At 43.8% G+C, this 21,078-nt stretch carries 18 protein-coding genes; 5 read left to right on the top strand and 13 right to left on the bottom strand.

All coding sequences use genetic code 11. The features are described 5' to 3' along the window. The first annotated feature begins 48 nt into the window (after positions 1-48). Positions 49-336, top strand: a complete 288-nt coding sequence (yccX, locus tag F0251_RS21090) for an acylphosphatase (RefSeq protein WP_008223500.1) — start codon at positions 49-51, stop codon at positions 334-336. Between the two features lie 44 nt (positions 337-380). Here yccX and F0251_RS21085 read toward each other — a convergent pair whose 3' ends face one another. The 6 genes from F0251_RS21085 to F0251_RS21060 all read right to left on the bottom strand — a co-directional run bounded on the left by F0251_RS21085 (position 381) and on the right by F0251_RS21060 (position 6,098). After that, the gene (locus tag F0251_RS21085; RefSeq protein WP_008223499.1) at positions 381-710 is read right to left on the bottom strand and encodes a TusE/DsrC/DsvC family sulfur relay protein; all 330 of its coding nucleotides are present in this window, start codon (positions 708-710) and stop codon (positions 381-383) included. A gap of 160 nt (positions 711-870) precedes the next feature. Continuing rightward, positions 871-1,536: a Bax inhibitor-1/YccA family protein gene (locus F0251_RS21080; RefSeq protein WP_105057192.1), complete on the bottom strand. Its 666-nt coding sequence runs from the start codon at positions 1,534-1,536 to the stop codon at positions 871-873. Between the two features lie 294 nt (positions 1,537-1,830). Beyond that, on the bottom strand, positions 1,831-2,595 hold the full coding sequence (locus F0251_RS21075) for an amino acid ABC transporter ATP-binding protein (RefSeq protein WP_004742336.1): 765 nt from the start codon (positions 2,593-2,595) through the stop codon (positions 1,831-1,833). 22 nt (positions 2,596-2,617) lie between these two features. Beyond that, a complete protein-coding gene (locus F0251_RS21070) occupies positions 2,618-3,715 on the bottom strand; it encodes an amino acid ABC transporter permease (RefSeq protein ID WP_061033461.1) in 1,098 nt (365 codons plus the stop codon). Position 3,716: 1 nt separating this feature from the next. Continuing rightward, positions 3,717-4,922, bottom strand: coding sequence for an amino acid ABC transporter permease (locus F0251_RS21065; RefSeq protein WP_171731738.1), 1,206 nt, complete (start codon positions 4,920-4,922; stop codon positions 3,717-3,719). A 147-nt stretch (positions 4,923-5,069) separates the two neighbouring features. Then, positions 5,070-6,098 (bottom strand): amino acid ABC transporter substrate-binding protein, encoded by a 1,029-nt coding sequence (locus F0251_RS21060; protein ID WP_061033459.1) that lies wholly within the window; start codon positions 6,096-6,098, stop codon positions 5,070-5,072. Between the two features lie 480 nt (positions 6,099-6,578). On the opposite strand from F0251_RS21060, the gene F0251_RS21055 reads away from it, so the two are divergent. Beyond that, complete coding sequence (locus F0251_RS21055) at positions 6,579-7,520, top strand: bifunctional precorrin-2 dehydrogenase/sirohydrochlorin ferrochelatase (protein ID WP_171731737.1); 942 nt, start codon at positions 6,579-6,581, stop codon at positions 7,518-7,520. Positions 7,521-7,677: 157 nt separating this feature from the next. On the opposite strand, the gene F0251_RS21050 is transcribed toward F0251_RS21055, so the two are convergent. After that, the gene (locus tag F0251_RS21050; protein WP_004742331.1) at positions 7,678-8,160 is read right to left on the bottom strand and encodes a YajQ family cyclic di-GMP-binding protein; all 483 of its coding nucleotides are present in this window, start codon (positions 8,158-8,160) and stop codon (positions 7,678-7,680) included. A gap of 12 nt (positions 8,161-8,172) precedes the next feature. Beyond that, positions 8,173-9,231, bottom strand: a complete 1,059-nt coding sequence (locus F0251_RS21045; protein WP_171731736.1) for a 3-deoxy-7-phosphoheptulonate synthase — start codon at positions 9,229-9,231, stop codon at positions 8,173-8,175. A gap of 207 nt (positions 9,232-9,438) precedes the next feature. Between F0251_RS21045 and F0251_RS21040 the strand changes: the two genes are divergently transcribed. Together F0251_RS21040 and F0251_RS21035 are read left to right on the top strand one after the other, a co-directional pair. Next, positions 9,439-10,326 (top strand): putative PEP-binding protein, encoded by an 888-nt coding sequence (locus F0251_RS21040; RefSeq protein WP_137406476.1) that lies wholly within the window; start codon positions 9,439-9,441, stop codon positions 10,324-10,326. 176 nt (positions 10,327-10,502) lie between these two features. After that, positions 10,503-10,988 carry a PaaI family thioesterase gene (locus tag F0251_RS21035; RefSeq protein ID WP_061033455.1) on the top strand — a complete coding sequence of 162 codons (486 nt, stop codon included), beginning with the start codon at positions 10,503-10,505 and terminating at the stop codon, positions 10,986-10,988. A 102-nt stretch (positions 10,989-11,090) separates the two neighbouring features. Here the strand turns inward: F0251_RS21035 and F0251_RS21030 are convergent, their stop codons facing one another. After that, the gene (locus tag F0251_RS21030) at positions 11,091-12,446 is read right to left on the bottom strand and encodes a hypothetical protein (RefSeq protein ID WP_061033454.1); all 1,356 of its coding nucleotides are present in this window, start codon (positions 12,444-12,446) and stop codon (positions 11,091-11,093) included. 28 nt (positions 12,447-12,474) lie between these two features. Here F0251_RS21030 and F0251_RS21025 point away from each other — a divergent pair, with 28 nt between their 5' ends. After that, positions 12,475-13,383 (top strand): S1 RNA-binding domain-containing protein, encoded by a 909-nt coding sequence (locus tag F0251_RS21025; RefSeq protein ID WP_008223483.1) that lies wholly within the window; start codon positions 12,475-12,477, stop codon positions 13,381-13,383. A gap of 311 nt (positions 13,384-13,694) precedes the next feature. On the opposite strand, the gene rsmF is transcribed toward F0251_RS21025, so the two are convergent. From rsmF to F0251_RS21005, 4 genes are all read right to left on the bottom strand, one after another. Beyond that, complete coding sequence (rsmF, locus tag F0251_RS21020; RefSeq protein WP_171731735.1) at positions 13,695-15,116, bottom strand: 16S rRNA (cytosine(1407)-C(5))-methyltransferase RsmF; 1,422 nt, start codon at positions 15,114-15,116, stop codon at positions 13,695-13,697. Between the two features lie 159 nt (positions 15,117-15,275). Continuing rightward, positions 15,276-17,933, bottom strand: coding sequence for an MlaD family protein (locus tag F0251_RS21015; RefSeq protein WP_105057186.1), 2,658 nt, complete (start codon positions 17,931-17,933; stop codon positions 15,276-15,278). Continuing rightward, entirely contained in the window at positions 17,920-19,191 is a 1,272-nt protein-coding gene (locus F0251_RS21010; RefSeq protein WP_253821646.1) for a paraquat-inducible protein A, read from the bottom strand. Before F0251_RS21010 ends, F0251_RS21015 begins: the two co-directional genes overlap by 14 nt. Positions 19,192-19,257: 66 nt before the next feature. Further along, positions 19,258-21,054: an ABC transporter ATP-binding protein gene (locus tag F0251_RS21005; protein ID WP_116872024.1), complete on the bottom strand. Its 1,797-nt coding sequence runs from the start codon at positions 21,052-21,054 to the stop codon at positions 19,258-19,260. Between the last annotated feature and the right edge of the window lie 24 nt (positions 21,055-21,078).

Below are 21,078 nucleotides of genomic sequence, written 5' to 3'. Positions count from 1 at the left end.
TGAATAGAGTCTCAACTATATCATTCATACAATTTATGAGGCAACGTTATGAAAAATTCACAATCTATATTTGTCGTATCAGGCGTAGTTCAGTGTGTTGGATTCCGTTATCACACCAGCAGAGAAGCGCAAAAGCTTGCCATTTCAGGGTATGCCAAGAACTTAAATGATGGTCGAGTTGAAGTGTTGGCTGTTGGCGAAAGTGGCCAGGTAGATAAGCTATACCAATGGTTGCAAGTAGGTCCTGCGAGCGCAACGGTAGACAATGTGGTTAAGCAAAGGTTGGGAGAAGGTGAAAAGCGCAATGTGCGTGTTGGGGAGTTCCAAATACTGTAGCTAACAGGCCACAGTATTTGATTGAGATAATTAGTAACCTGTTGTTACAGACACTTTGCTGGTTTAGGTAAGCCTGCGAGTTTGGTCGCTTGTTTCGCTGGGCCTTTTTTGAATAATTTGAACAGGTATTTACTGTTACCTTTTTCTGGGCCATGGGCTTTTTCCATCGCTTTAACCAGCATGCGAACCGCAGGGGAAGTGTTGAACTCTTCGTAAAAGCTCCTTACAAAATGCACCACTTCTAAGTGCGCTTCGGTAAGCTCAATGGCTTCATCTTGTGCAAGAATTTCAATCATACCTTCTTCCCATTGTGTGTAATCCAACAGGTAGCCTTGAGCGTCGGTTTCGATTTGCTTGCCGTTATATTCAAACATGTTTAGTCCAGAATCCAATTAACTATTTAGGTAGGGTACATGACCAAGTTTACCTTTCTCAATAGATATCGTTGCGATCTTGAAAAATATTGATCCTATAGATACAAAAAAGCCCAAGAGATAGGCTCTTGGGCTAGATATTCTTCAATTAGGCGAGTGATTAGTCGTCGCTGCCCATGATGCCTAGGATGCTTAGTAGGCTGATGAAGATGTTGTAGATTGATACGTATAGGCTAACTGTCGCTGAGATGTAGTTAGTTTCACCGCCACGGATGATGTTTTGCGTTGTCAGCAAAATAACACCAGTCGAAAACAGGATGAACATACCACTCATTGCTAATGACAGAATCGGCATTTGTAGGAAGATATTTGCAACCATGCCTACAAGTAGCACGACGAAACCTGCTAGTAGCATACCGTTAAGGAAAGACAGGTCACGCTTGGTAGTAAGAGCGTAAGCCGATGCACCCATGAATGCTAATGCGGTGCCGCCTAGAGCAGTTAGGATAACATCACCCATGCCTGCGCCAACGTACATGTTTAAGATTGGACCGATGGTGTAGCCTAGGAAACCTGTGAACAGGAACGTAAAGACTAGACCCATGCTGTTGTTACGGTTCTTCTCTGTTAGGAAAAGTAGGCCGTAGAAACCAACTAGCATCATGATAAGACCAGGACGAGGAAGGTTCATCGCCATAGATACGCCTGCTACAACAGCAGACCAAAGTAGTGTCATAGACAGTAGTGCGTAGGTATTACGCAACACTTTATTGGTTTGCAGAGCACTTTCTTGAGATGCTGTGCGTGAAAACATAGGGCTGTTCATAATCTTCCTCGTAAGGTGACTTCAATAGTTATTAGTACATTTATGGGGCTGAAAGTTCGAAAAATCAAGTCTTACAGTCCACTTGTATACTTAAAATAATAATCAAAATAGCTGGTTAAGTATTTCTGAAGGTGTAACAAAGTATGTCTTATGCTGATGTCAAAGTGCCATTAACACCCGATGTTTAACCTTGATACTTGCGTTACCTATTTATATCCTTCTATCAACCAACTATCAATTTGAAAAATAAAAAGGCGACCTAAGCCGCCTCCCTTAATTATGCATCATAACACATTAATGGTGTAAGATTTGACTCAAGAAGTTTTGCGTTCTGTCTGACTGCGGATTTTCAAAGAAGTCGACCGGGTTGTTCTCTTCAATGATTTCCCCGGCATCCATGAAGATAACCCTATCGGCTACCTCCTTAGCAAAGCCCATCTCGTGCGTTACACAAAGCATGGTCATGCCTTCTTCTGCCAGTTCAACCATAACGTCTAGAACTTCACGAACCATTTCTGGATCGAGCGCTGATGTTGGTTCATCAAACAGCATGACTTGTGGGTTCATACACAGAGAACGTGCAATCGCTACACGTTGTTGCTGACCACCAGAAAGCTGACCTGGGAACTTGTCTGCTTGCTCAGGGATCTTTACACGCTCTAGATATTTCATCGCAATCGCTTCAGCTTCTTCTTTCGGCATCTTTTTCACCCAGATAGGGGCTAAGGTACAGTTTTCTAGTACCGTAAGATGCGGAAATAGATTGAAGTGCTGGAAACACATGCCAACGTCACGACGAACGGCTTCGATGTTTTTTAGATCTTCAGTCAGCTCATTGCCAGACACAAAGATGTGTCCCTTCTGATGCTCTTCCAGTCTATTGATACAGCGAATCATCGTTGATTTACCTGAGCCAGAAGGGCCACAGATAACGATTTTCTCGCCTTTTTTAACTTCTAAATTGATGTTCTTAAGAACGTGGAACTCACCGTACCACTTGTTCATGTCTTTAAGTTCAATCATCAACTCTTGCGATTCTGGGTTTAGTTGTTGCGTCATAATACGTCCTTGATCTTATTAACTATCGTTTGTGACCGGTGTGAAGTCTGTTTTCTAGCCATATCGAGTATCTCGACATGCCAAAACAGAACACCCAGAACACTAACGCGACAAATACATAACTTTCTGTTGCGAAGCCTAACCATTCAGGGTCGGTGTTCGCCGCTTGACCAATACCCAGTACATCGAACATACCGATGATAAGTACAAGACTGGTATCTTTGAACAAGCCAATGAATGTGTTCACGATTGATGGGATTGTGATTTTCAGCGCTTGAGGAAGAATAATCAGCCCCATCTTTTTCCAATAGGTTAAGCCAAGTGCATCTGCAGCTTCGTATTGACCTTTAGGAATAGCTTGTAGACCACCACGAATTACTTCGGCCATATAAGCGGCACTAAATAGAACCACACCTACTAGCGCACGGAATAACTTATCGGTCTCAGAGCCTGCAGTAAGGAATAGTGGCAGCATTACAGATGCCATGAACAGCACCGTAATCAGTGGAACACCACGCCAAATTTCGATGTACACAGTGCAAATACTACGGATGATCGGCATTTCAGAGCGACGGCCAAGTGCCAGTGCGACACCAATCGGTAGTGACACAACGATACCCACCAATGCAATGATAAGCGTAACAAGTAGGCCACCCCATTTGTGCGTATCAACAACTTCCAATCCAAATACACCGCCGTATAGCAAACCAGCAATGATGAATGGGTAGATGTTTACGAAAAATAACCAAATCCACGTGCGTTTAGGTGTTTTCTCGTAAGCCAATAGTGCTACAAAGATAGCCAACGTTGCGTAGAAAAGGCGAGGGCGCCACAGTTCTGCCTCAGGGTAGAACCCGTACATGAACTGATCCCAGCGAACGCTGATGAACACCCAGCAAGCACCGTCACTAGTACAAGCATCACGTGTTGTGCCAACCCAGTCTGCATTTAGGAAAGCCCAATCGAAGGTTGTCCAGAGCAGTGAAAAGGCGATGTAACCCAAAACAACGGTGACGATGCTGTTTATCGGCCCATTAAAGAGATTCTTTCTTAACCAGCCGACTACGCCAACGGTATTAGCGGGAGGTGGAAGATCCGGTTGAAATTGATGTGTGCTCATATTATCTCTCCACCAATGCGACTTTACGGTTATAGATATTCATTAACGCAGAGGTCAATAAGCTTAGCGTTAGGTATACACCCATGGTCATGGCAATGATTTCGATAGCTTGACCTGTTTGGTTGAGAGTTGTACCTGCGAACACAGAAACTAAGTCAGGGTAGCCAATAGCCATTGCTAACGAAGAGTTCTTAGTGAGGTTTAAGTATTGGCTAGTTAACGGTGGAATAATGATTCGCAACGCTTGTGGAATAATAACCAGCTTTAATGTGCGAGCTCGAGGAAGACCTAGAGACATCGCAGCTTCTGTTTGGCCGTGGCTAACTGCATTAATACCAGAACGAACGATCTCTGCGATGAAAGACGCCGTATAGATACTTAGTGCTAATACAAGAGCGGCTAACTCAGGAATAATGCTGATACCACCTCTGAAGTTAAAGCCTTTTAGTTCCGGGTATTCAGCTGAAATCGGCATACCAAGCACAAAATAGACAACCAGAGGCAAACCGACGATCAAGCTAAGAGCAATTCGAAACATAGGGGTTTGTTGCCCAGTCAGCTTTTGTTTGTTGTTAGCCCATATGTTGATGATGATGGTAGCTACGATACCAGCAATCAGTGACGCGATAACGATGCTGCTTCCTTGCTCAAGAACAGGGGCAGGGAAATAAAGACCACGCACGTTTAGGAAAATCGCTTCGCCCAAACTGAGACTTTGTCTTGCAGATGGGAGAGCTTGAAGAACCGCGAAATACCAAAAGAAGATTTGAAGTAGTAGTGGGATATTTCGGAAGATTTCAATGTATACCGCGGCAAATCGGCTCACTAGCCAGTTAGATGACAGACGAGCGACACCCATAGAGAAGCCAAGAACCGTTGCTAAGATAATACCTAATACAGATACTAAAGCGGTGTTTAATAAGCCGACAACGAATGTTCGACCATATGAGAAGGTTTCGTCATATTCGACGAGGGTAAGGCCGATACCAAAACCCGCCTCTTGACTTAAAAAGTCAAAACCAGTGGCAATGCCTCGGGCTTCAAGGTTGGTAAGGGCGTTGTTTACGATGGTATAGAAGAAAGCGCCAAGTGCTCCGATGGCGATGATCTGGAAAACGACAGATCGAAAAGTCGGGTTGTATAAAAGGTTAGCACTTTTAGCTTCGGGCTTTTCCTGGGAAGGAGTAAGAGTGTTGTTAGGTTTCATACTGCAATAACCTCAAATCCATTTAACATTTAGGGCGGAAAAACCGCCCTAAATCGTGTTACTCAAACATTCATTTTTGGGTTGTTGCTATCACCCTCAACAAGAGCGATAGCAACGATTACGAACAAGTAATCACGTCCTGTGCTATTAACGGATTGGTGGAGCGTACATAAAGCCGCCCGCATTCCATAACGCATTTACACCACGATCGATTTGAAGTGGAGAACCTGTACCAACAGTACGCTCAAAACTTTCACCGTAGTTACCAACTTGTTTGATTACTTGGTAACCCCAGTCGTCACGAATGCCAAGGCCTTTACCTTTAGGACCGTCTACACCAAGAATACGTTTGATGTTTGGATCTTTTGACTTGAGCATTTCATCAGCATTTTTAGAAGTGATGCCGTATTCTTCCGCATTGACCATTGCTGAAAGTGTCCACTTAGCTACATTGAACCATTTGTCATCATCTTGACGAACAACTGGGCCTAGAGGCTCTTTAGAGATAATTTCAGGAAGTACTTGTGCAGATTTAGGATCAGCTAGGTTAAGGCGAAGCGCGTATAGACCAGATTGGTCAGTGGTTAGCACATCACAACGACCTGCGTCGAAACCTTTAGATGTTTGTGCTGCTGTATCAAATACCACTGGCTTGTAAGACATGCCGTTGTTACGGAAGTAATCGGCTAGGTTAAGCTCAGTCGTTGTGCCTGATTGAACACATACAGACGCGCCATCAAGTTCTAGAGCGCTGGTTAGGCCAAGATCTTTCTTAACCATGAAGCCTTGACCATCGTAGTAGTTAACGCCTACGAAGTTAAGACCTAGAGCGGTATCACGATGCAGTGTCCATGTTGTGTTGCGAGACAGTACGTCGATTTCGCCAGATTGAAGCGCAGTAAAACGCTCTTTTGCTGTTAGAGGTACATACTTAACTTTAGTCTTGTCACCGAGTACAGCCGCTGCAAGAGCTTGACAATACTCAACATCGATTCCTTCCCATTCACCTTTTGAGTTTGGGTTAGAGAACCCTGGAAGACCTGTACTTACACCACAAGTTAAGAAGCCTTGAGATGTGACTTTGTCCAGAGTGCTTTCTGCCGCTGATGCTGATGTTGCCATCATCGCAGTTGATGCAGCTACTACTGAAGCAAGAAGTGTTAGTTTATTTGTCATTTGTATCCTTCCTTGTTAACCAGGTGACACCTGATACTCGTGCTCATTTGAGTTTTCTATATGTGTTGCGTTTTCTATGACCTTGTTGTCTAAATCAAACGAGTTGCATTTTGCAAATGAAACTGTGTGCGATTTAATCAACTGTTTATAAGGTTAGGAAAGGATCCGTAGTTTCACAAATGTATAATTTAAAAAGAATTTTGAATGAAATCACAAATCCGAACACATTTAGAATGACCAAATGTTAACTGAATGTAAATAGTGCAAGGGTTCACACTGTTGGTGCAACAAGATTTAGATTTTTATATTGATAATCGACTAGATAAAAATCCTGAATGAATCTCACGTTGGTGAAACATTAAACTTAAAAAAGATTGAAATTTGGTCAATAAATATTTTTATTACACTTCGATAGTTATTAATATGCTCCAAATTTGGTAGCATGGCTGAATAGTTATTGAAGTCGTCTCAAGGAAGAACATGCGTTATTTCCCAATGTTTTTGGATGTAGAGAATAAGCCGATTCTCGTGGTCGGTGGGGGTGAGGTTGCTTGCCGTAAAGTGGATAGCTTGTTAAGAGCAGGCGCTAACGTTACGTTAGTTTCTCCTAAGGTTGCGCCGTACTTACAGCAGCTTGTTGATGAGAACAAACTTCACTGGGTTCAAAACTTTTACTCGTCACAAATTATCTCGAAAGAATACCTTCAAGTATGGGCGACCACAGATAACCCTAGCTTGAATCATCAGGTGTATAATGATGCAAAAAAACTGGGTATTTTAGTCAATGTGGTTGATGATTTGCCATACTGTGACTTCATTACACCTTCAATGATAAATCGTGGAAGAATCCAAATTGCCATATCTAGTGGTGGTGCATCACCTGTTTTAGTGAGAAATATTAGAGAAAAACTCGAAACCGTATTGCCACAGAATATCGTTCTTCTCGCAGACTTTGGTGCATCAAAACGCAACTCGATCAAAGAGTCGTATCCTACCGTCGATGAACGTCGCAAGTTTTGGGAACGCTTTTTATCGTCCAGTTTTATCGAGCAGGTAACGGATAGAGAGCAATTAGAAACGTATTATCAGCAAGCGCTGACAGAAGGCGTTGATAGTGAAGGGCAGGTAACCTGGATCGAATTTGAACAAGATGTCGAGTTGCTGTCTATGAAGGCGTTACGCTTGATGCAGGAAGCTGAGCTGGTATTGTCTCCGAAAGAGTGCCCATTCGAATACGTAGATCTATGTCGTCGTGATTCGGAAAGAGAAAGTTACGCAAACAGTGGAGAGCTCTCAACGAAGCTTGAGCAAGCAAAAGCTGAAAACTTAAGAGTATGTGTGTTCATCCCACCAGCGAGCGTTGAATTCAATTTGTTGGTAGGGAAAGACCTCAAGCTGTCTTCTGCCAAGGTTTTGAGCTAAAAGGCAGACCAGCTAGCTGTCGTAAAACTGGTGTCTAATACGCTAAAATCACTAGATAAATAAAAAGCCACTTCGCAGGAAGTGGCTTTTTGCTATTTCGAACACAATATCGTGACGATCAATGAGCAACAAATAAACGTAGTTACTTAAATCAAAATTAGTCGCGGAAGTTATCGAATTGGAAAGGTTGACCAAGTTCACCGTTACGAACTAGTGCCATTACAGCTTGCAGATCGTCACGCTTCTTACCTGTTACGCGTACTTTTTCACCTTGAATAGACGCTTGAACCTTAATCTTGTTGTCTTTAATTAGCTTAACGATTTTCTTTGCAACATCAGTTTCGATACCTTGCTTAAAGATAACCGTTTGGTGCCAAGTACGACCTGTTTGATCTGCTGCTTTCGCTTCCATTGCGTTAGGATCAACATTGCGCTTCGTTAGGTTACTACGAAGAATATCGCGCATTTGCTTAAGCTGGAAATCGTCTTGAGCAGTCAGTTTTACCGACTCATCTTTGTAGTCAAAGCTAGCGTCAACACCGCGGAAATCGAAACGAGTCGATAGTTCACGGTTAGCATTGTCTACAGCGTTACGTAGTTCTACTGCTTCTACTTCAGAGATAATGTCAAATGATGGCATTGTTTTATTTCCTTAAGCTAAGTTTCTATCTTTGATTGCTGTTGCAAGCATGTCTAACATTGTCGCGGTATCTTCCCAGCTTAGACACGGGTCAGTAATCGACTTGCCGTATTCTAGGTTGTTGATATCCGTCATTGGCTGGTTACCTTCTTTAATGAAGCTTTCTGCCATGATGCCTGCAATTTGATTTTTGTTCGATTTGATCTGTTCACAGATGTCTTTTGTAACGTCCAACTGTTTGCGGTGTTGCTTTTCACAGTTAGCGTGGCTGAAGTCCACAACCAAACGTTGAGGTAGGTCGAACTCAGCTAGTTGCTTACATGCGCTATCCACAGATTGTGCGTCAAAGTTTGGACCTTTATCACCACCACGCAGAATGACGTGACCGTATGGGTTGCCCGAAGTGCGGTAAACTGTCATACGACCATTTTTATCTGGTGAGTAGAAGTAGTGAGAAGCTTGTGACGCGCGAATTGCATCAATAGCGATCTTGATGTTGCCGTTTGTCGCGTTTTTGAAGCCAACTGGGCAAGACAATGCTGAAGCCATTTCACGGTGAATCTGAGATTCGGTAGTACGTGCCCCGATTGCGCCCCAAGTGATCAGGTCTGCAATGTATTGACCTGTGATCATATCAAGGAATTCAGTTGCGGTTGCTAGACCAAGCTTGTTGATATCAAGCAGAAGCTGACGTGCTTTGTTTAAGCCTGTTTCAAGTGCGTAAGAACCATCAAGGTTTGGATCGGTAATTAAGCCTTTCCAACCTACAACCGTACGAGGTTTCTCGAAGTAGGTTCTCATCACAACAAACAATTCGTCTTTGTATTGTTCTTGAATTTGGCTTAGACGCTCAGCGTAATCAAGTGCCGCTTCTGTATCGTGAACAGAGCAAGGGCCTACGATAACTAATAGGCGGTTATCACGACCAGTTAGGATATCTTCGATTTGGCGGCGAGAATTTGCAATACGCTCAGCAACGTCGTCAGTAATAGGGTGTGCGTTGCCTAATTCGGCAGGAGTTGGCATAGGACCCAGAGCTTGGGTTCTCAACTCATCAGTTTTTAATGGCATGTGATAGCTTTTTTATTCTATTGCGAAGTGGTTAAGATAACGGAATTGAACCGAGGAATAAACTCTCTTAAGTCAAAGTTATCTCTGTTATTACTAATATTCTTATTTTTATCAGCAGCCCGACGCTAAATACGGGATTTTCACTTGTATTAACAGGCAGCTATCGGTATTTTCGTTTGAACACAACATAAAAATGCTGGAGCAGCAATGACTCAAGAAAATCAAAGCACTTTGCACCCAGAACTGGTCTTAGGCGATGTGCTGCCTTCTTATAACGATAATAATAATTCCAACCACTTATACGTATCTCTCTCTGAATTGGTCATGGATCGTGTCTTCTATCATCCAAGTATTGAAAGCCATTTAGACACACTTTCTGATATAGAGAAAACCTCTCTAGACGCGATTCTTGGTGGCAAAAGCGTTGATGAACATTTCGTTTCGACCTTGGTAACGGCGATTCAAGCGGCTGTTCAACCAAACCATAGTTCTGTGCGTATCGCTTTAAGCAATGCCGACAGCTACGGCTTTCGTTCGCTGTTAGGTGGTAATTGCGAAGTAGAAGAGGTGAACCCGGCACTGGGTGTTCGTGGTGTTGCTCGTTATGCGACGCCAGAGTACAGCAAAGCGTTTGCTTTGGAGTGTCAGGTAGTTAAAACACTGCGCGAACAAGGCATCAATGTCGAAGTCGTGGTGCCTTATGTACGCGCATTAAGCGACGCGGCTAAGATCATCGATTTACTTGCAGAGCAAGGCTTGCCTCGCGGTTTGAATGGCTTGAAGGTATTGTTCTCATGCGATGTGCCATCTGCCGTTCTACTGAGTGAACGTCTACTGCATTACTTTGATGGTGTTGTGGTGAATGTCGACAGTCTAGCGTCTTTCACACTTGGTGTTGATAAGCAGAATGAAGCGCAGCAACACGCTTTTGATCCACAAAACGAAGCGGTAATTACACTGCTAGATATGATTGTTAAGGCGACACAGAACGCTAAGAAACCCGTTTTACTTGTTACTCAAGGTTTGGTTGATTATCCGCGCTTACAAGGTTACATCGCTGACCTTGAAGGGGTTGAAACCGTCGTGACGGCATAAATCAGTCTGTTGCTGTAATTTATCAACTTGGCGTATGAGTTGGTTCGAAGCGCTAATGCTTTGAGAATAAAAGAGATATCATTGTGTGATGATATCTCTTTTTTGTAACATTTTTTTGACATCTTAATCGTTAGTCGATTAACTGGTCTGATGACTGATTAGGCTAGGTAATTCCAATGTTAACCTCTCTACAAAAAGCAAATTTCTATTTAAGCATGTTTGGTTTTTTCAAAGTCCCACTCATCTGGCTGTGTCGACCAAAGCTTCTGGTACTCGATAACGAGCGTGTAGAGGTGAAAATTCCGCTTAGAAGGCGCACCAAAAACCATCTTAATAGCATGTATTTCGGAGTTTTAGCTGTAGGTGCGGATGTAGCAGGTGGCTTTCTTGCTATGAGTAAATCTCAACAGCAAGGTGAGAAGATCTCTTTGGCGTTTAAAGAGGTGACAGGTAACTTTCTGAAGCGACCTGAAGGCGATGTGCATTTCACCTGTACTGACGGTGAGCTGATCAACACTATGCTGGCAGAAACCATGTCGACCGGAGAGCGAGTAAATCAGCCAGTAACCATTATCGCAACCTGCCCATCACTGCATGGCGAAGAGCCCATGGCAGAATTTACACTCACGCTCTCTATCAAAAAAATCCCATCTAGAAAGTAACCACAAGTATCTGCTTAGAATGGTATTTGGTGGGGCTCGAACTAACAAAAACGGTATGTGAATGTATATCCACATACCGTAATAGCACGAATCGCAGTAGTTCTATGACTCTTGTGTGATTTGCTCGATATCGACAATCTTTGAACGGTTCATGACTATTTTCCAACGATAGTAAGTTGGTTCATTATCGTGGTTGTTCTCTTTAATGATCAGATTGAGCAGGTGACGCTTCTCAACGGACTCTCGACTCACTTGACCTTCATTCAATCGATAAATCTTGTTCGAGCCCTTATCCATTAAGCGTGTCAGCGCTCTTAGACTGATCGACAAGGTTTCACGCGTTTCCTCGTAGCCACTCATAAAGGTTGATGTCGACATCTCTGTGTGCGACCGGTAATGCAAGATTTGCTCTTCACGCTGCACCACACGTTTCTTACGTATTGACTGAATGCGGTCCGCGAGCTTAGAAAAGTTTGCGTAGTCCAACCACTCGAGTTTATGACCAACTGACTTATTGGTAGTTGGATCGTAATAACGGCGTTTCCACTTTGGCTTGCCTTTACGAAGCCAGCGCCAAAGAATGTCTCTTAAATCGTCTTTGAATATCTCGCGTAGTGCATAGATGAAAGACATCGCGACGATGAAAGAAGCGGTAATCTCTCCTAGGAAATCTCGGGCTAAGATAACCGTTGTGGTCACAACCACCATTACTAAACCTGTCGCAACACCTTTTACTGCTCGTTTAACGTTTTTACCCATTGAGGTGGTTTTCTCTTTGAGTACGATAGGGTGCTCAATCAAACGACGCAGCAAACGCATCTTGTTACTCAAGCGGGTTACATCTTCTCGAACTTTGGCTGAGTTGTAGCGGTTCAGTTTGCGGTGAGCGGTCTCTTTATCGCAAAGGGTTAAAAGACGCTCTTTGATGGTTGAATACTCGCTACCACGAGGCATGTGTGACACTAGCGATAGGAATTTTTGCTCGGTATACCAAGATAGGTAGTTGTCTATATTGGCATAGTAGCGTTTCAGGTTTTCTTCATAAGGGATACTTCGACGCAGCTTCTTTAATATGTCTAAAGCCAGTTCGATAACCTCATCCACTTCGTCAGCCGTTACGTCGTCACTATCATTTTTATTTAAGCTGCTGACCGCTTTATCTAAAGCGATAACATATTGGTAGGCGAACAAGCTCAAGCTTACACGGTATTGAGTGGTAGACAGTCGTCCACGTTTTGCTAAACGGCTGTGTACTAGGGGGAGTAGTGTTTTATCACTGTAGTACGCGCGTTTTTGAGTGATTGAGCTATAGAAAAATGCGCTCTCAGAAAGTACTTCTGGAGTGAGTCCAAGTTCACCGGGAATGAATAGATAAACATCCATGTCGAGCTTTTTGGTTTTAGCCATTGCATGGTTAATTTTGAGTGTTATCGCATCTTGTTTATCAACGGTGATCAACGATGGCTCCTAGAATGTAAAAATATGAATGAAACTAGCGAAAGCATATCAGAGATCACGTATAATCTCCGCCAAATTTAAAGTAGAGACAATCTTGATGATTAATATTGGTCAAATAAACAACTTAGAAGTAGTAAAACAAGCAGATTTCGGTGTATTCCTTGACGCTAGCGACTATGGAACGGTGTTGCTGCCGAAACGATTTACTCCTGAAGGTGTTGAAATTGGTCAAAAGTTAGATGTGTTCTTATACATTGATTCTGACAACCAGATCGCTGCAACGACTGAAAAACCTATCGCACAAGTTGGCCAGTTTGGCTTGATGACTGTTGAAGGTGTAAACAGCACCGGTGCATTCATGAACTGGGGTGTGAAAGGCAAAGACCTATTGGTTCCTTTCAGCGAACAACGTGGTCGATTAAACGAAGGCCAGTCAATCTTAGTATATGTGTACATTGATAAAGCATCTAGCCGCATTGTAGGTACAACTAAGTTTAACAAGTGGTTAGACAACACTCCTGCGAATTACAAACGCAACCAGCAAGTTGACTTAATCATCGCTGAACGTAGCCAGTTAGGCTACAAAGCGATCGTGAATGGCGAACACTGGGGCATGATTTTCCCATCAGACATCATCGGTAAATTATTTATCGGTAAGACGCTGAAAGGCTACATTAAAAACATTCGTGAAGAAGATGGTAAGATTGACCTTTCTCTTCAGAAAGTTGGCGTAGCTAAGATGGATGACCTAAGCATTAAGATCTTAGACTTACTTGAGAAGAAAGGCGGCTTTTTGCCTTTGAATGATAAGTCTTCACCTGAAGCTATTTTCTCTGCTTTCAGAACCAGTAAAGGTACATTCAAAAAGACCATCGGTGGTTTGTACAAAGCTGGCAAGATCTCTATCGATAAAGAAGGCATTAGCTTAGCTAAATAAGCCAAGCTCTCGGTTAAAAAAAAGCCCAAACTTTCCTGTTTGGGCTTAGGGGAAAGGGCTCCGAAGAGCCTACGCTAATCGTTTCAATTCTTTGTTTACTAGATGAAGTTTAGTTTAATTTTCCTAATATGCGATTTTTGACCGTTAAAATAGCGACTTGAATTGATTGTTTTGTTATTAAGTATTGGTTCGAAAGACCTTTCTATATAGATAGCATGACTCAAGTTCAATAGAAAAAGCCCAAGCAACGTGCGTTGTTTGGGCTTTTTGTTTATTCGTTTGTCTAATTTGCGATAGAAGCGGAATGTTGGTTAGAACAGGTTCTTATCACGCACTAATTCTCGTGGCAGGCCGTTTTTGACTCGATTGCCAACCCACTTACCAAGGCCAATGATTGCGCCATTGTATTTGACCAGCACTTCTCCTTTGCCGGATAAGCCTTCTGGGCGAACATCTCTACCCATGAACCATTCGCGAGCATCGTCGATAGTCAGCTCAACAATGTTAGCTTCGTTGCCTGTCGCGAGGGTTGTCGCCACTTGGTGTTGCCAGCGGTAGCCCTTTTTATGGGTTTCTGCGATCTTGATGCCCATGCGAGAGAAACGAAACTCACCAATCATCGGCTCTAACGCTTCAGGGAATAGCCATACATCTTTGTCACGTGTCCATACTTGAGTATCGTTTGGTAACTCAATATCTAACGCACTTGAAAGCTGTTCTGCAACTTCTTGTTGTGCTTTCTTCGAAGCCTTCTCAAATGGAAACTTGCCTAAACGCTTCTTCACTTCTGGTGGTGCCACAGATGCTAATTTTCGGATGCGAGCAACGAAGAAGCCTTCAGAGTCATAAACCTGAGGGAATATGTGTAGGAAGCCTTCTTCTGTTGTGGTCGCTTTCGCGTTATCGAATAGAGATTCTAGAGATTCAAACTCAACCGCATCGCCAAAGGTCTCTTTTAAGTGATGACACACTTGTTGGTTTTCTTCTGTGCTTAACGTGCACGTCGAGTAGACCAATACACCATTAGGTTTGAGAGCGTGGAATGCACTTTCAATGAGGTCTTTTTGCGTGTCAGCAATTTCAACAACCGACTGATACGTCCAGTTCTTCATTGCGTCGGCATCTTTACGAATCGTGCCTTCACCAGAGCAGGGCGCATCCAACAATACAGCGTCGAATTGTTCAGGTAACCATCCACCAAACACGCGACCATCAAAGTTACTGAGTGCTGCGTTTCTTACGCCGCAGCGTTCAATGTTGGCGTGAAGCACTTTAACTCGGCTTGCTGCGTATTCATTGGCAACCAACACACCACGGTTGTTCATCAGCGCTGCTATTTGAGTGGTTTTAGAACCTGGAGCCGCAGCGGTATCTAGAACTGCTTGATAGTTCTCTTCACCTTGGAAAAGAGCTGACGGTGGCATCATTGAGCTGGCTTCTTGGATGTAGAACAAGCCAGACATGTGCTCGGCAGTATTACCTAGTGGCGCTTCAGTTTCATCGGCATTGATCCAAAAACCCGTTTCACACCAAGGTACTGGTTCCAGTTCCCAACCTTTATCTTTCGCGCGTACCAGAAAGTCTTCAACACTGATTTTGAGAGTGTTCACTCGAATACTTTTACGAAGTGGCTTTTGACAAGAAGCGACAAACGAAGCCATGTCTAAATGGCTAGGCATAATGCTTTCAATATGAGTAAGGAATTCTTCTGGGATATATACGTTAGCGTGCAAAAGGGTATCTCGATTTATAGCGTTAATGCGGGCAGTTTAAAGCAAAATGAGATTGTCCTAAACCAAATTTGCTTTAAACAATAAAAATGCAGCTCAAAGGCTGCATTTGGATGTTAATTGTCGGCTATTCGCTCAGAGAACCGATGCTATAACGCGCGTTTATGGGCGAGGGATAGCGGTTCTCCACGACTTCCACTCGTCTTCGGCTTTAGGGTACAAGTAGAATGACTGGTCTTCTTGTGCCAAAGGCTGAAGTTCATTAGTGGGTGGTGTTGAGAAAGTAATACCACCTCTGATTAAGCTATCGACAGTACCTGCCTTGATGTTTGCACCAGACAAGCCGATAGACACATCCACACCCGATACATTCCAGAACACACTGTTGGCACGAATTAAGTAAGCGAACTCTGGTTTGATTTGAATGGTAGAGATAATACGATCTGCAAACTCACCAAGTTGAACGTCAATGACTGTGCCGATTTCTAGTTCGCGGAATAGAATCGGCGTACCTTCTGATACTGAACCGCGACTCTCACTTTGCAGCGTGAAAATCTTGCCTTCAGGTTGAACTGGACCATTACTTAGCTTGAATGCTGTGGTTTTGCTTCCTTTACCCGGTTCAACTTTAATGTGCTTAGAAATCAGAGAAGAGACATTCTTAATCCCATTCAAACCAATCTCCGGCTCAGCTAGCCAAAAATGGCTACCAGCAACAGCTATCTTATCGACATACTCAGGCAGGATACGAGCCGTAATCTCAATGCCACCTTTAGTGAAATTCGGAACGACTAAAGTCACCTCACCGACATTGACGCCTTGATATTTAATTGGTGTACCTTTGCTAATCTCTTGATCGCCCGAAGAAGTAATCGTGATGGCACGACCAAATTTACGAGCAGATTTAGAATCAGTATAGAGTTTCCAAACATCTCCCAGTTTGTTGTCGATACCTGGCAGTGAATCAAACGCGATACCGCCTTGAATCAGAGTTTTAACCGGAGCCGCTTTGATGCTGATACCAGACAAAGACGCGTCAACCTCAACACCTGAACGGTTCCAGAAAACCGTGTGTTTGTTGATTAGGTGTGTGTAACGGTTTTCAATGGTGACCTGGATTCTCACACCACCGTCGGCAAGCTGGAAGTCACTGATGCTACCGACCTGAAGATTGCGGTAGAGTAGTGGGCTGCCTTTTGAAATTGACGGTAATTCGCTGGCAAACAGTGACAGTGTCTTCGAACCCGATTGGTTGAACTTGGCGATTTCTGCCAGTGATTTGCTTTGGAACAGTTGGTAACTCGGTCTTGCTTGAGCCTTACCTTCACTTACAAAGCTAATTGAGCCAGTCAATAGTTGTTTTGCAGGTGGAACGGTAACGCTTAACCCAGACTCAGTTAATTCTGCACTCGCGCTACCCGTTACGAAAAAGCGGTTGTTGCTTTTTATGAGATGTGCGTATTCATTATCGATCAACGCATCCATGAACACTTCATGCTTGTCGCTTCCTGTGCCAACGCCATCAACTAAACCGACTTTGATGATAGAGCCGACTGCAATCCCTTTGTAAAGTAGCTGCGTGCCAACATCTAAACCGAAAGAGTTATTAGAGGTTAAGCGAATCGCTACTGATTTTTCCTGTTCTTGGCTGTATTCCGTTTTGCGAATCGCGGTAAAGCGGCGCGCTTTTTCACCCTCACCAGGGACTAGCGTTAAGAAGTTGCCTGTTACTAAGTTCGCGATATTCTTCATACCCGTCAGTGATAGTTCGGCTTCCTCAAGAATGAACTTACTACCACTGTTTAGGAAGTCGCTGAAAGCAGGCTGGATAGCTGCTGAAGCAACAACGTTTTCTCGGCCTTCGCTGAGTGATAAGTCGGTAATTTGACCGATTTCGATGCCGCGGTACATGATTGGAGCGCCAGTTGCACTGATCTTGTTGTCATCAGGAACAGCGATCTTAATAGAAATACCACGACCAGCAGTTTTTAGATCTGGGTAGAGTTTGAATTTGGTGTTCATCTCAACTGGCTGACCATCTCCAGGTGAGTCTACGGCGATAGAACCACCTAATAGAGCGCTTAGGCTCTCTAAACGAACATCAACGCCTGAAAACCCAATGCTTGCTCCTAAGCCACTAACATTCCAGAAACGGCTTTGGTCGGTAATGATATGGCTGTATTCATCTTTAATAGCCGCTTGAATCGTGACTGACTTGCCGCTTTCGTTAAGCTGGTAGTTGTAGACCTCACCGATTGGGATTTTACGATAAACAATCTGAGAGCCAACAGAGACGCCACCCAAATCTTTTGTTGTCAGTGATATGTTCAAGCCATCGGCAGCTAACAAGTCAGAAGGTGCAGACTCTAAAGCTTGGAAAACAGTTTCTGGCTCTTGTTTGGTCTCACTTGGGTGAATTGCAATGTAGTTACCAGATACAAGCGCATCTAGCCCAGAAATACCAGATAAGCTTGCGGTCGGCTTCACTAACCAAAATCGAGTGCCTTTAGACAGCAGCTTTTTCGCTTCCGGATAAATATCAGCATCAACATAGATATTAGATAAGTCTTTCGAGAGGGTAATATCGCGAACCATACCCACTTCTAAGCCTTGGTAGCGAATTGTGGTGCGTCCTGCGACTAAGCCTGCCGCATCTGAGAAGTAGATCTGTACACGTTGGCCTGCATCATGGACTGACTTCATTACTAGCCAGCCCGCAAGCGCGACGGTGAGGATCGGGAGAATCCACAAAGGGGAAATGCCTTTGTTTTTTCTGACTTCCGGTGAATATGATGTTTGTGATTGGTTATTGTCGTTCATTCACTGACTCATCTTTAGAGGTATAGTTATCCCAAATTAGCCTAGGATCTAAGCTTTCCGCTGCCAGCATTGTGAGAACCACAACAACGCCGAAAGCGACTGCACCATAACCTGGTGTGAAGTTTAAAATTTGTCCACGGTCGACCAGTGTCATCATGATCGAAATAACGAACAGATCCATAACGGACCATTTTCCCACCCACTTCACGATAAAATAGATGGTCATTCGTTGTCTGTGGTAGAGAGCTCGCTTCATTTGAATGCAAATCAGTATGTAAGCAAGCCCAAGGATTTTGGCAACGGGAACGACAATACTCGCAATAAAAATGATGGCAGCGATGCCGTACATGTCACTATTGATAAGAGAGGCAACACCGGAGATGATCGTATCTTCCAGCCTTTGCCCGTTTGTAATAAGAATAGATATAGGAATCACGTTGGCTGGCACAATCGCAACGGCGGCGGCAAACAGTAGTGCCCATGTTTTTTGTATCGAGTAAGGCTTGCGGTGATACAGAGCATGATGACAACGAACGCAAGCGTGACCTTCGGGCTGAGAAAGATGGCAGTTATGGCAGTGCACGTTCTTGCTTTCGGTAAAGCTGTATTCCGACTCTTTTGCCCATGCTTCCCAGTAACGTCGAACACTAATTCGGCTCACCAGTAAAACGCTAAACAGCTGCAACAAGATAAGGCCAATTAAGCCGGGGCCAACAAAGATGTCTGAATAGTCTTGTAGCTTAAAGCACGAGATAGCAACGCTGACTAAGAATACATCCAGCATCATCCAGTGTTTTAAGGTTTGAATGATTGCCAGCGAGTAGCGGAACGGCGTAAAAAGTGCGAAACGAAGTGAAAAATGGCTAATGAGCACAGAGCCACATACCAATAAAGGGGCAATGGAACTGCAGAACAGGATAAGCAATCCAAGTAGTGGAAAACCTTCACCCATTAAGGTAAAGACGCCGGATGGTAACGTCGCGGGTATCATGACGCCAATCAGGCGAATACTGATGAATTCAAAAAAGTGCGATGGGATAAACAGCAATAAGCAGGTAATTGCAATTGCTAGGTTTCCAGATAGGCTAGGGGTGCCGCCGCGGTAAAGTTGAGTGCCGCACCTTGGGCAATAGGCCGACTTACCTAACGGGATATCCATTTTATCAACGGGCAGTTCGCAGCCTTGGCATAATCGCACAGAGCTGCTGTCACATTGATGTTCGGTTGATAAGTCTTGGGGTACGGATGGGGGGGTCATGCGACCTCCCAAATAGAATTGTGCGTCAGTTTAGAAGTGTGGTGTACGTAAGTAGAACAATAAACATCAGGCGTGCGACTGCACACTGCCATAGAGTGTTTGATAAAGTCCTTGTTGTTCAACCAGTTCACCATGTGTTCCCGTCTGTGTGACTTGCCCATCTTCTAAAACATAGATTAAATCGGCTTGTTTCACCGCTGATAATCGATGAGCCACGATCAAAGTTGTGCGATCTTTCAAAAACTCGCTCAATGCTTTGTGTAAAGCGGACTCTGTTGCCGTATCTAGTGCTGATGTCGCTTCATCAAGAATAACAAACTTAGGATTACTCAGCACCATACGAGCAATCGCTAGACGTTGTCGCTGGCCACCTGAGAGGCGAACCCCGTTCCTACCAATTTGTGTATCTAAGCCGTTACTTAACTGCTTGATGACGTCTTGCATTTGAGAGACTTCAAGCGCACGCCACAACGACATTTCATCGTAGTCAGCACCAAGTGTCAGATTATGCCTTAATGTATCGTTGAAGAGTATAGGTTGTTGTAAAACAACAGCAATTTGATTGCGTATAATATCAAAGCTGATGTCGTCGGTGGTTTCACCGTTATAACGTATACACCCAGAGTCAGCTTGATAAACCCCAATCAGTAACTGGATTAGTGTGGATTTACCACCCCCGCTTGCGCCCACCAAAGCCACCTTTTTACCAGCAGGTATGTGTAGCGAAAGGTTATTTAAAACAGTGTTTTCTAATGTGTAAGAGAATGTAACGTTTTCAATGTCGACTGTCACTTCCTTATCATCATGGAATGGATTTACCTTACTAACCGGGCGTCTCTCTTCTTCCAGTTGTAGGAGATCGTTAATACGCTGCAGTGCTGCCTTAGCGCTATACCACGAGAATTGAATGCCGAGTAGCTCTTGAACAGGTCCTAACATAAACCATAAGTAGCCGAATACCGCAAAGATTTGACCAATGGTTAAGTCACTGAACAGAACCATCAGCATCGCGACCGCTCGGAACAGCTCAAAGCCTAATAAGAAAAGTAGAAATGAAACGCGCCCGGCAGCTTCTGATTGCCATGCGTATTTGTCAGCATCGATTCTTACTTGGTTCGCTTGAACTTTGAGTTCATCAAGGAAAATACGTTCTTTGTTAGCTGCGCGTAGTTGATAGATGCCGTCTAGTGTCTCTACTAATCGGTTTTGAAAACGTTCAAACGATTGGTTCTCGTGTTTCTTCAGGTGCTTAACTTTGCTGCCTAGTTTACGTGAGAAGTAAATGACAACAGGATTGACCAGTAGAATGAATAGCCCTAAGCGCCACTCTAGCCACAATAGAACGATCGCTGTGCCGAACACAGTTAAAAAGCTGATTAGAAATTTAGACAGTGTTGAACCAATAAACTTATCGATGGTCTCTATGTCTGTGATCAAGTGAGCATTGATGCCGCCACTGCCTTTTGTCTCGTACTGCCTGATGCTGATACGACCAAGTTTGTCGATCATCTTGCTGCGCATCTTATAAGTGATGGTTTTAGAGACTAGAGTGAACTGACGTCCTTGAAGGATATTAAGCCCTTGGCTGACAGTGCGCATCAAAATGACAAGTAAAAGAGTCAACGCAATATAGCCAGTAGGCGTTTGCATTGAGGTTGGCAGCAGATGGTTCATCATCTCAAGCCCAGATGCTGGCTTGTCGAGAAGTACCTCATCCACCATAAGTGGCATTAGCAGGGGGATAGGGACACTGATTAGTGTCGCGAGCACCGCGATGATGTTGGCAAACACCAGTTTGGACTTGTGTTTTTTTACTTGAGTTATCAGCCAAGAACGGCTAATAGTGTCATCTGAATTGGTCATTTTAATGAGAATAAGTCCTATTTA

Origin of the sequence: Vibrio sp. 070316B, from assembly GCF_013114115.1 — a bacterium.
GTDB classification, from domain to species: domain Bacteria; phylum Pseudomonadota; class Gammaproteobacteria; order Enterobacterales; family Vibrionaceae; genus Vibrio; species Vibrio chagasii_B.
Note: the sequence above shows the minus strand (reverse complement) of the source record. Positions and strands in the feature narration are given on the sequence as shown.

Bases quoted from the DNA above. Each gene is read 5' to 3' on its own strand.
- yccX (WP_008223500.1), top strand. From the start codon at position 49: ATGAAAAATTCACAATCTATATTTGTCGTATCAGGCGTAGTTCAGTGT.
- F0251_RS21085 (WP_008223499.1), bottom strand. From the start codon at position 710: ATGTTTGAATATAACGGCAAGCAAATCGAAACCGACGCTCAAGGCTAC.
- F0251_RS21080 (WP_105057192.1), bottom strand. From the start codon at position 1,536: ATGAACAGCCCTATGTTTTCACGCACAGCATCTCAAGAAAGTGCTCTG.
- F0251_RS21075 (WP_004742336.1), bottom strand. From the start codon at position 2,595: ATGACGCAACAACTAAACCCAGAATCGCAAGAGTTGATGATTGAACTT.
- F0251_RS21070 (WP_061033461.1), bottom strand. From the start codon at position 3,715: ATGAGCACACATCAATTTCAACCGGATCTTCCACCTCCCGCTAATACC.
- F0251_RS21065 (WP_171731738.1), bottom strand. From the start codon at position 4,922: ATGAAACCTAACAACACTCTTACTCCTTCCCAGGAAAAGCCCGAAGCT.
- F0251_RS21060 (WP_061033459.1), bottom strand. From the start codon at position 6,098: ATGACAAATAAACTAACACTTCTTGCTTCAGTAGTAGCTGCATCAACT.
- F0251_RS21055 (WP_171731737.1), top strand. From the start codon at position 6,579: ATGCGTTATTTCCCAATGTTTTTGGATGTAGAGAATAAGCCGATTCTC.
- F0251_RS21050 (WP_004742331.1), bottom strand. From the start codon at position 8,160: ATGCCATCATTTGACATTATCTCTGAAGTAGAAGCAGTAGAACTACGT.
- F0251_RS21045 (WP_171731736.1), bottom strand. From the start codon at position 9,231: ATGCCATTAAAAACTGATGAGTTGAGAACCCAAGCTCTGGGTCCTATG.
- F0251_RS21040 (WP_137406476.1), top strand. From the start codon at position 9,439: ATGACTCAAGAAAATCAAAGCACTTTGCACCCAGAACTGGTCTTAGGC.
- F0251_RS21035 (WP_061033455.1), top strand. From the start codon at position 10,503: ATGTTAACCTCTCTACAAAAAGCAAATTTCTATTTAAGCATGTTTGGT.
- F0251_RS21025 (WP_008223483.1), top strand. From the start codon at position 12,475: ATGAAACTAGCGAAAGCATATCAGAGATCACGTATAATCTCCGCCAAA.
- F0251_RS21015 (WP_105057186.1), bottom strand. From the start codon at position 17,933: ATGAACGACAATAACCAATCACAAACATCATATTCACCGGAAGTCAGA.
- F0251_RS21010 (WP_253821646.1), bottom strand. From the start codon at position 19,191: ATGACCCCCCCATCCGTACCCCAAGACTTATCAACCGAACATCAATGT.
- F0251_RS21005 (WP_116872024.1), bottom strand. From the start codon at position 21,054: ATGACCAATTCAGATGACACTATTAGCCGTTCTTGGCTGATAACTCAA.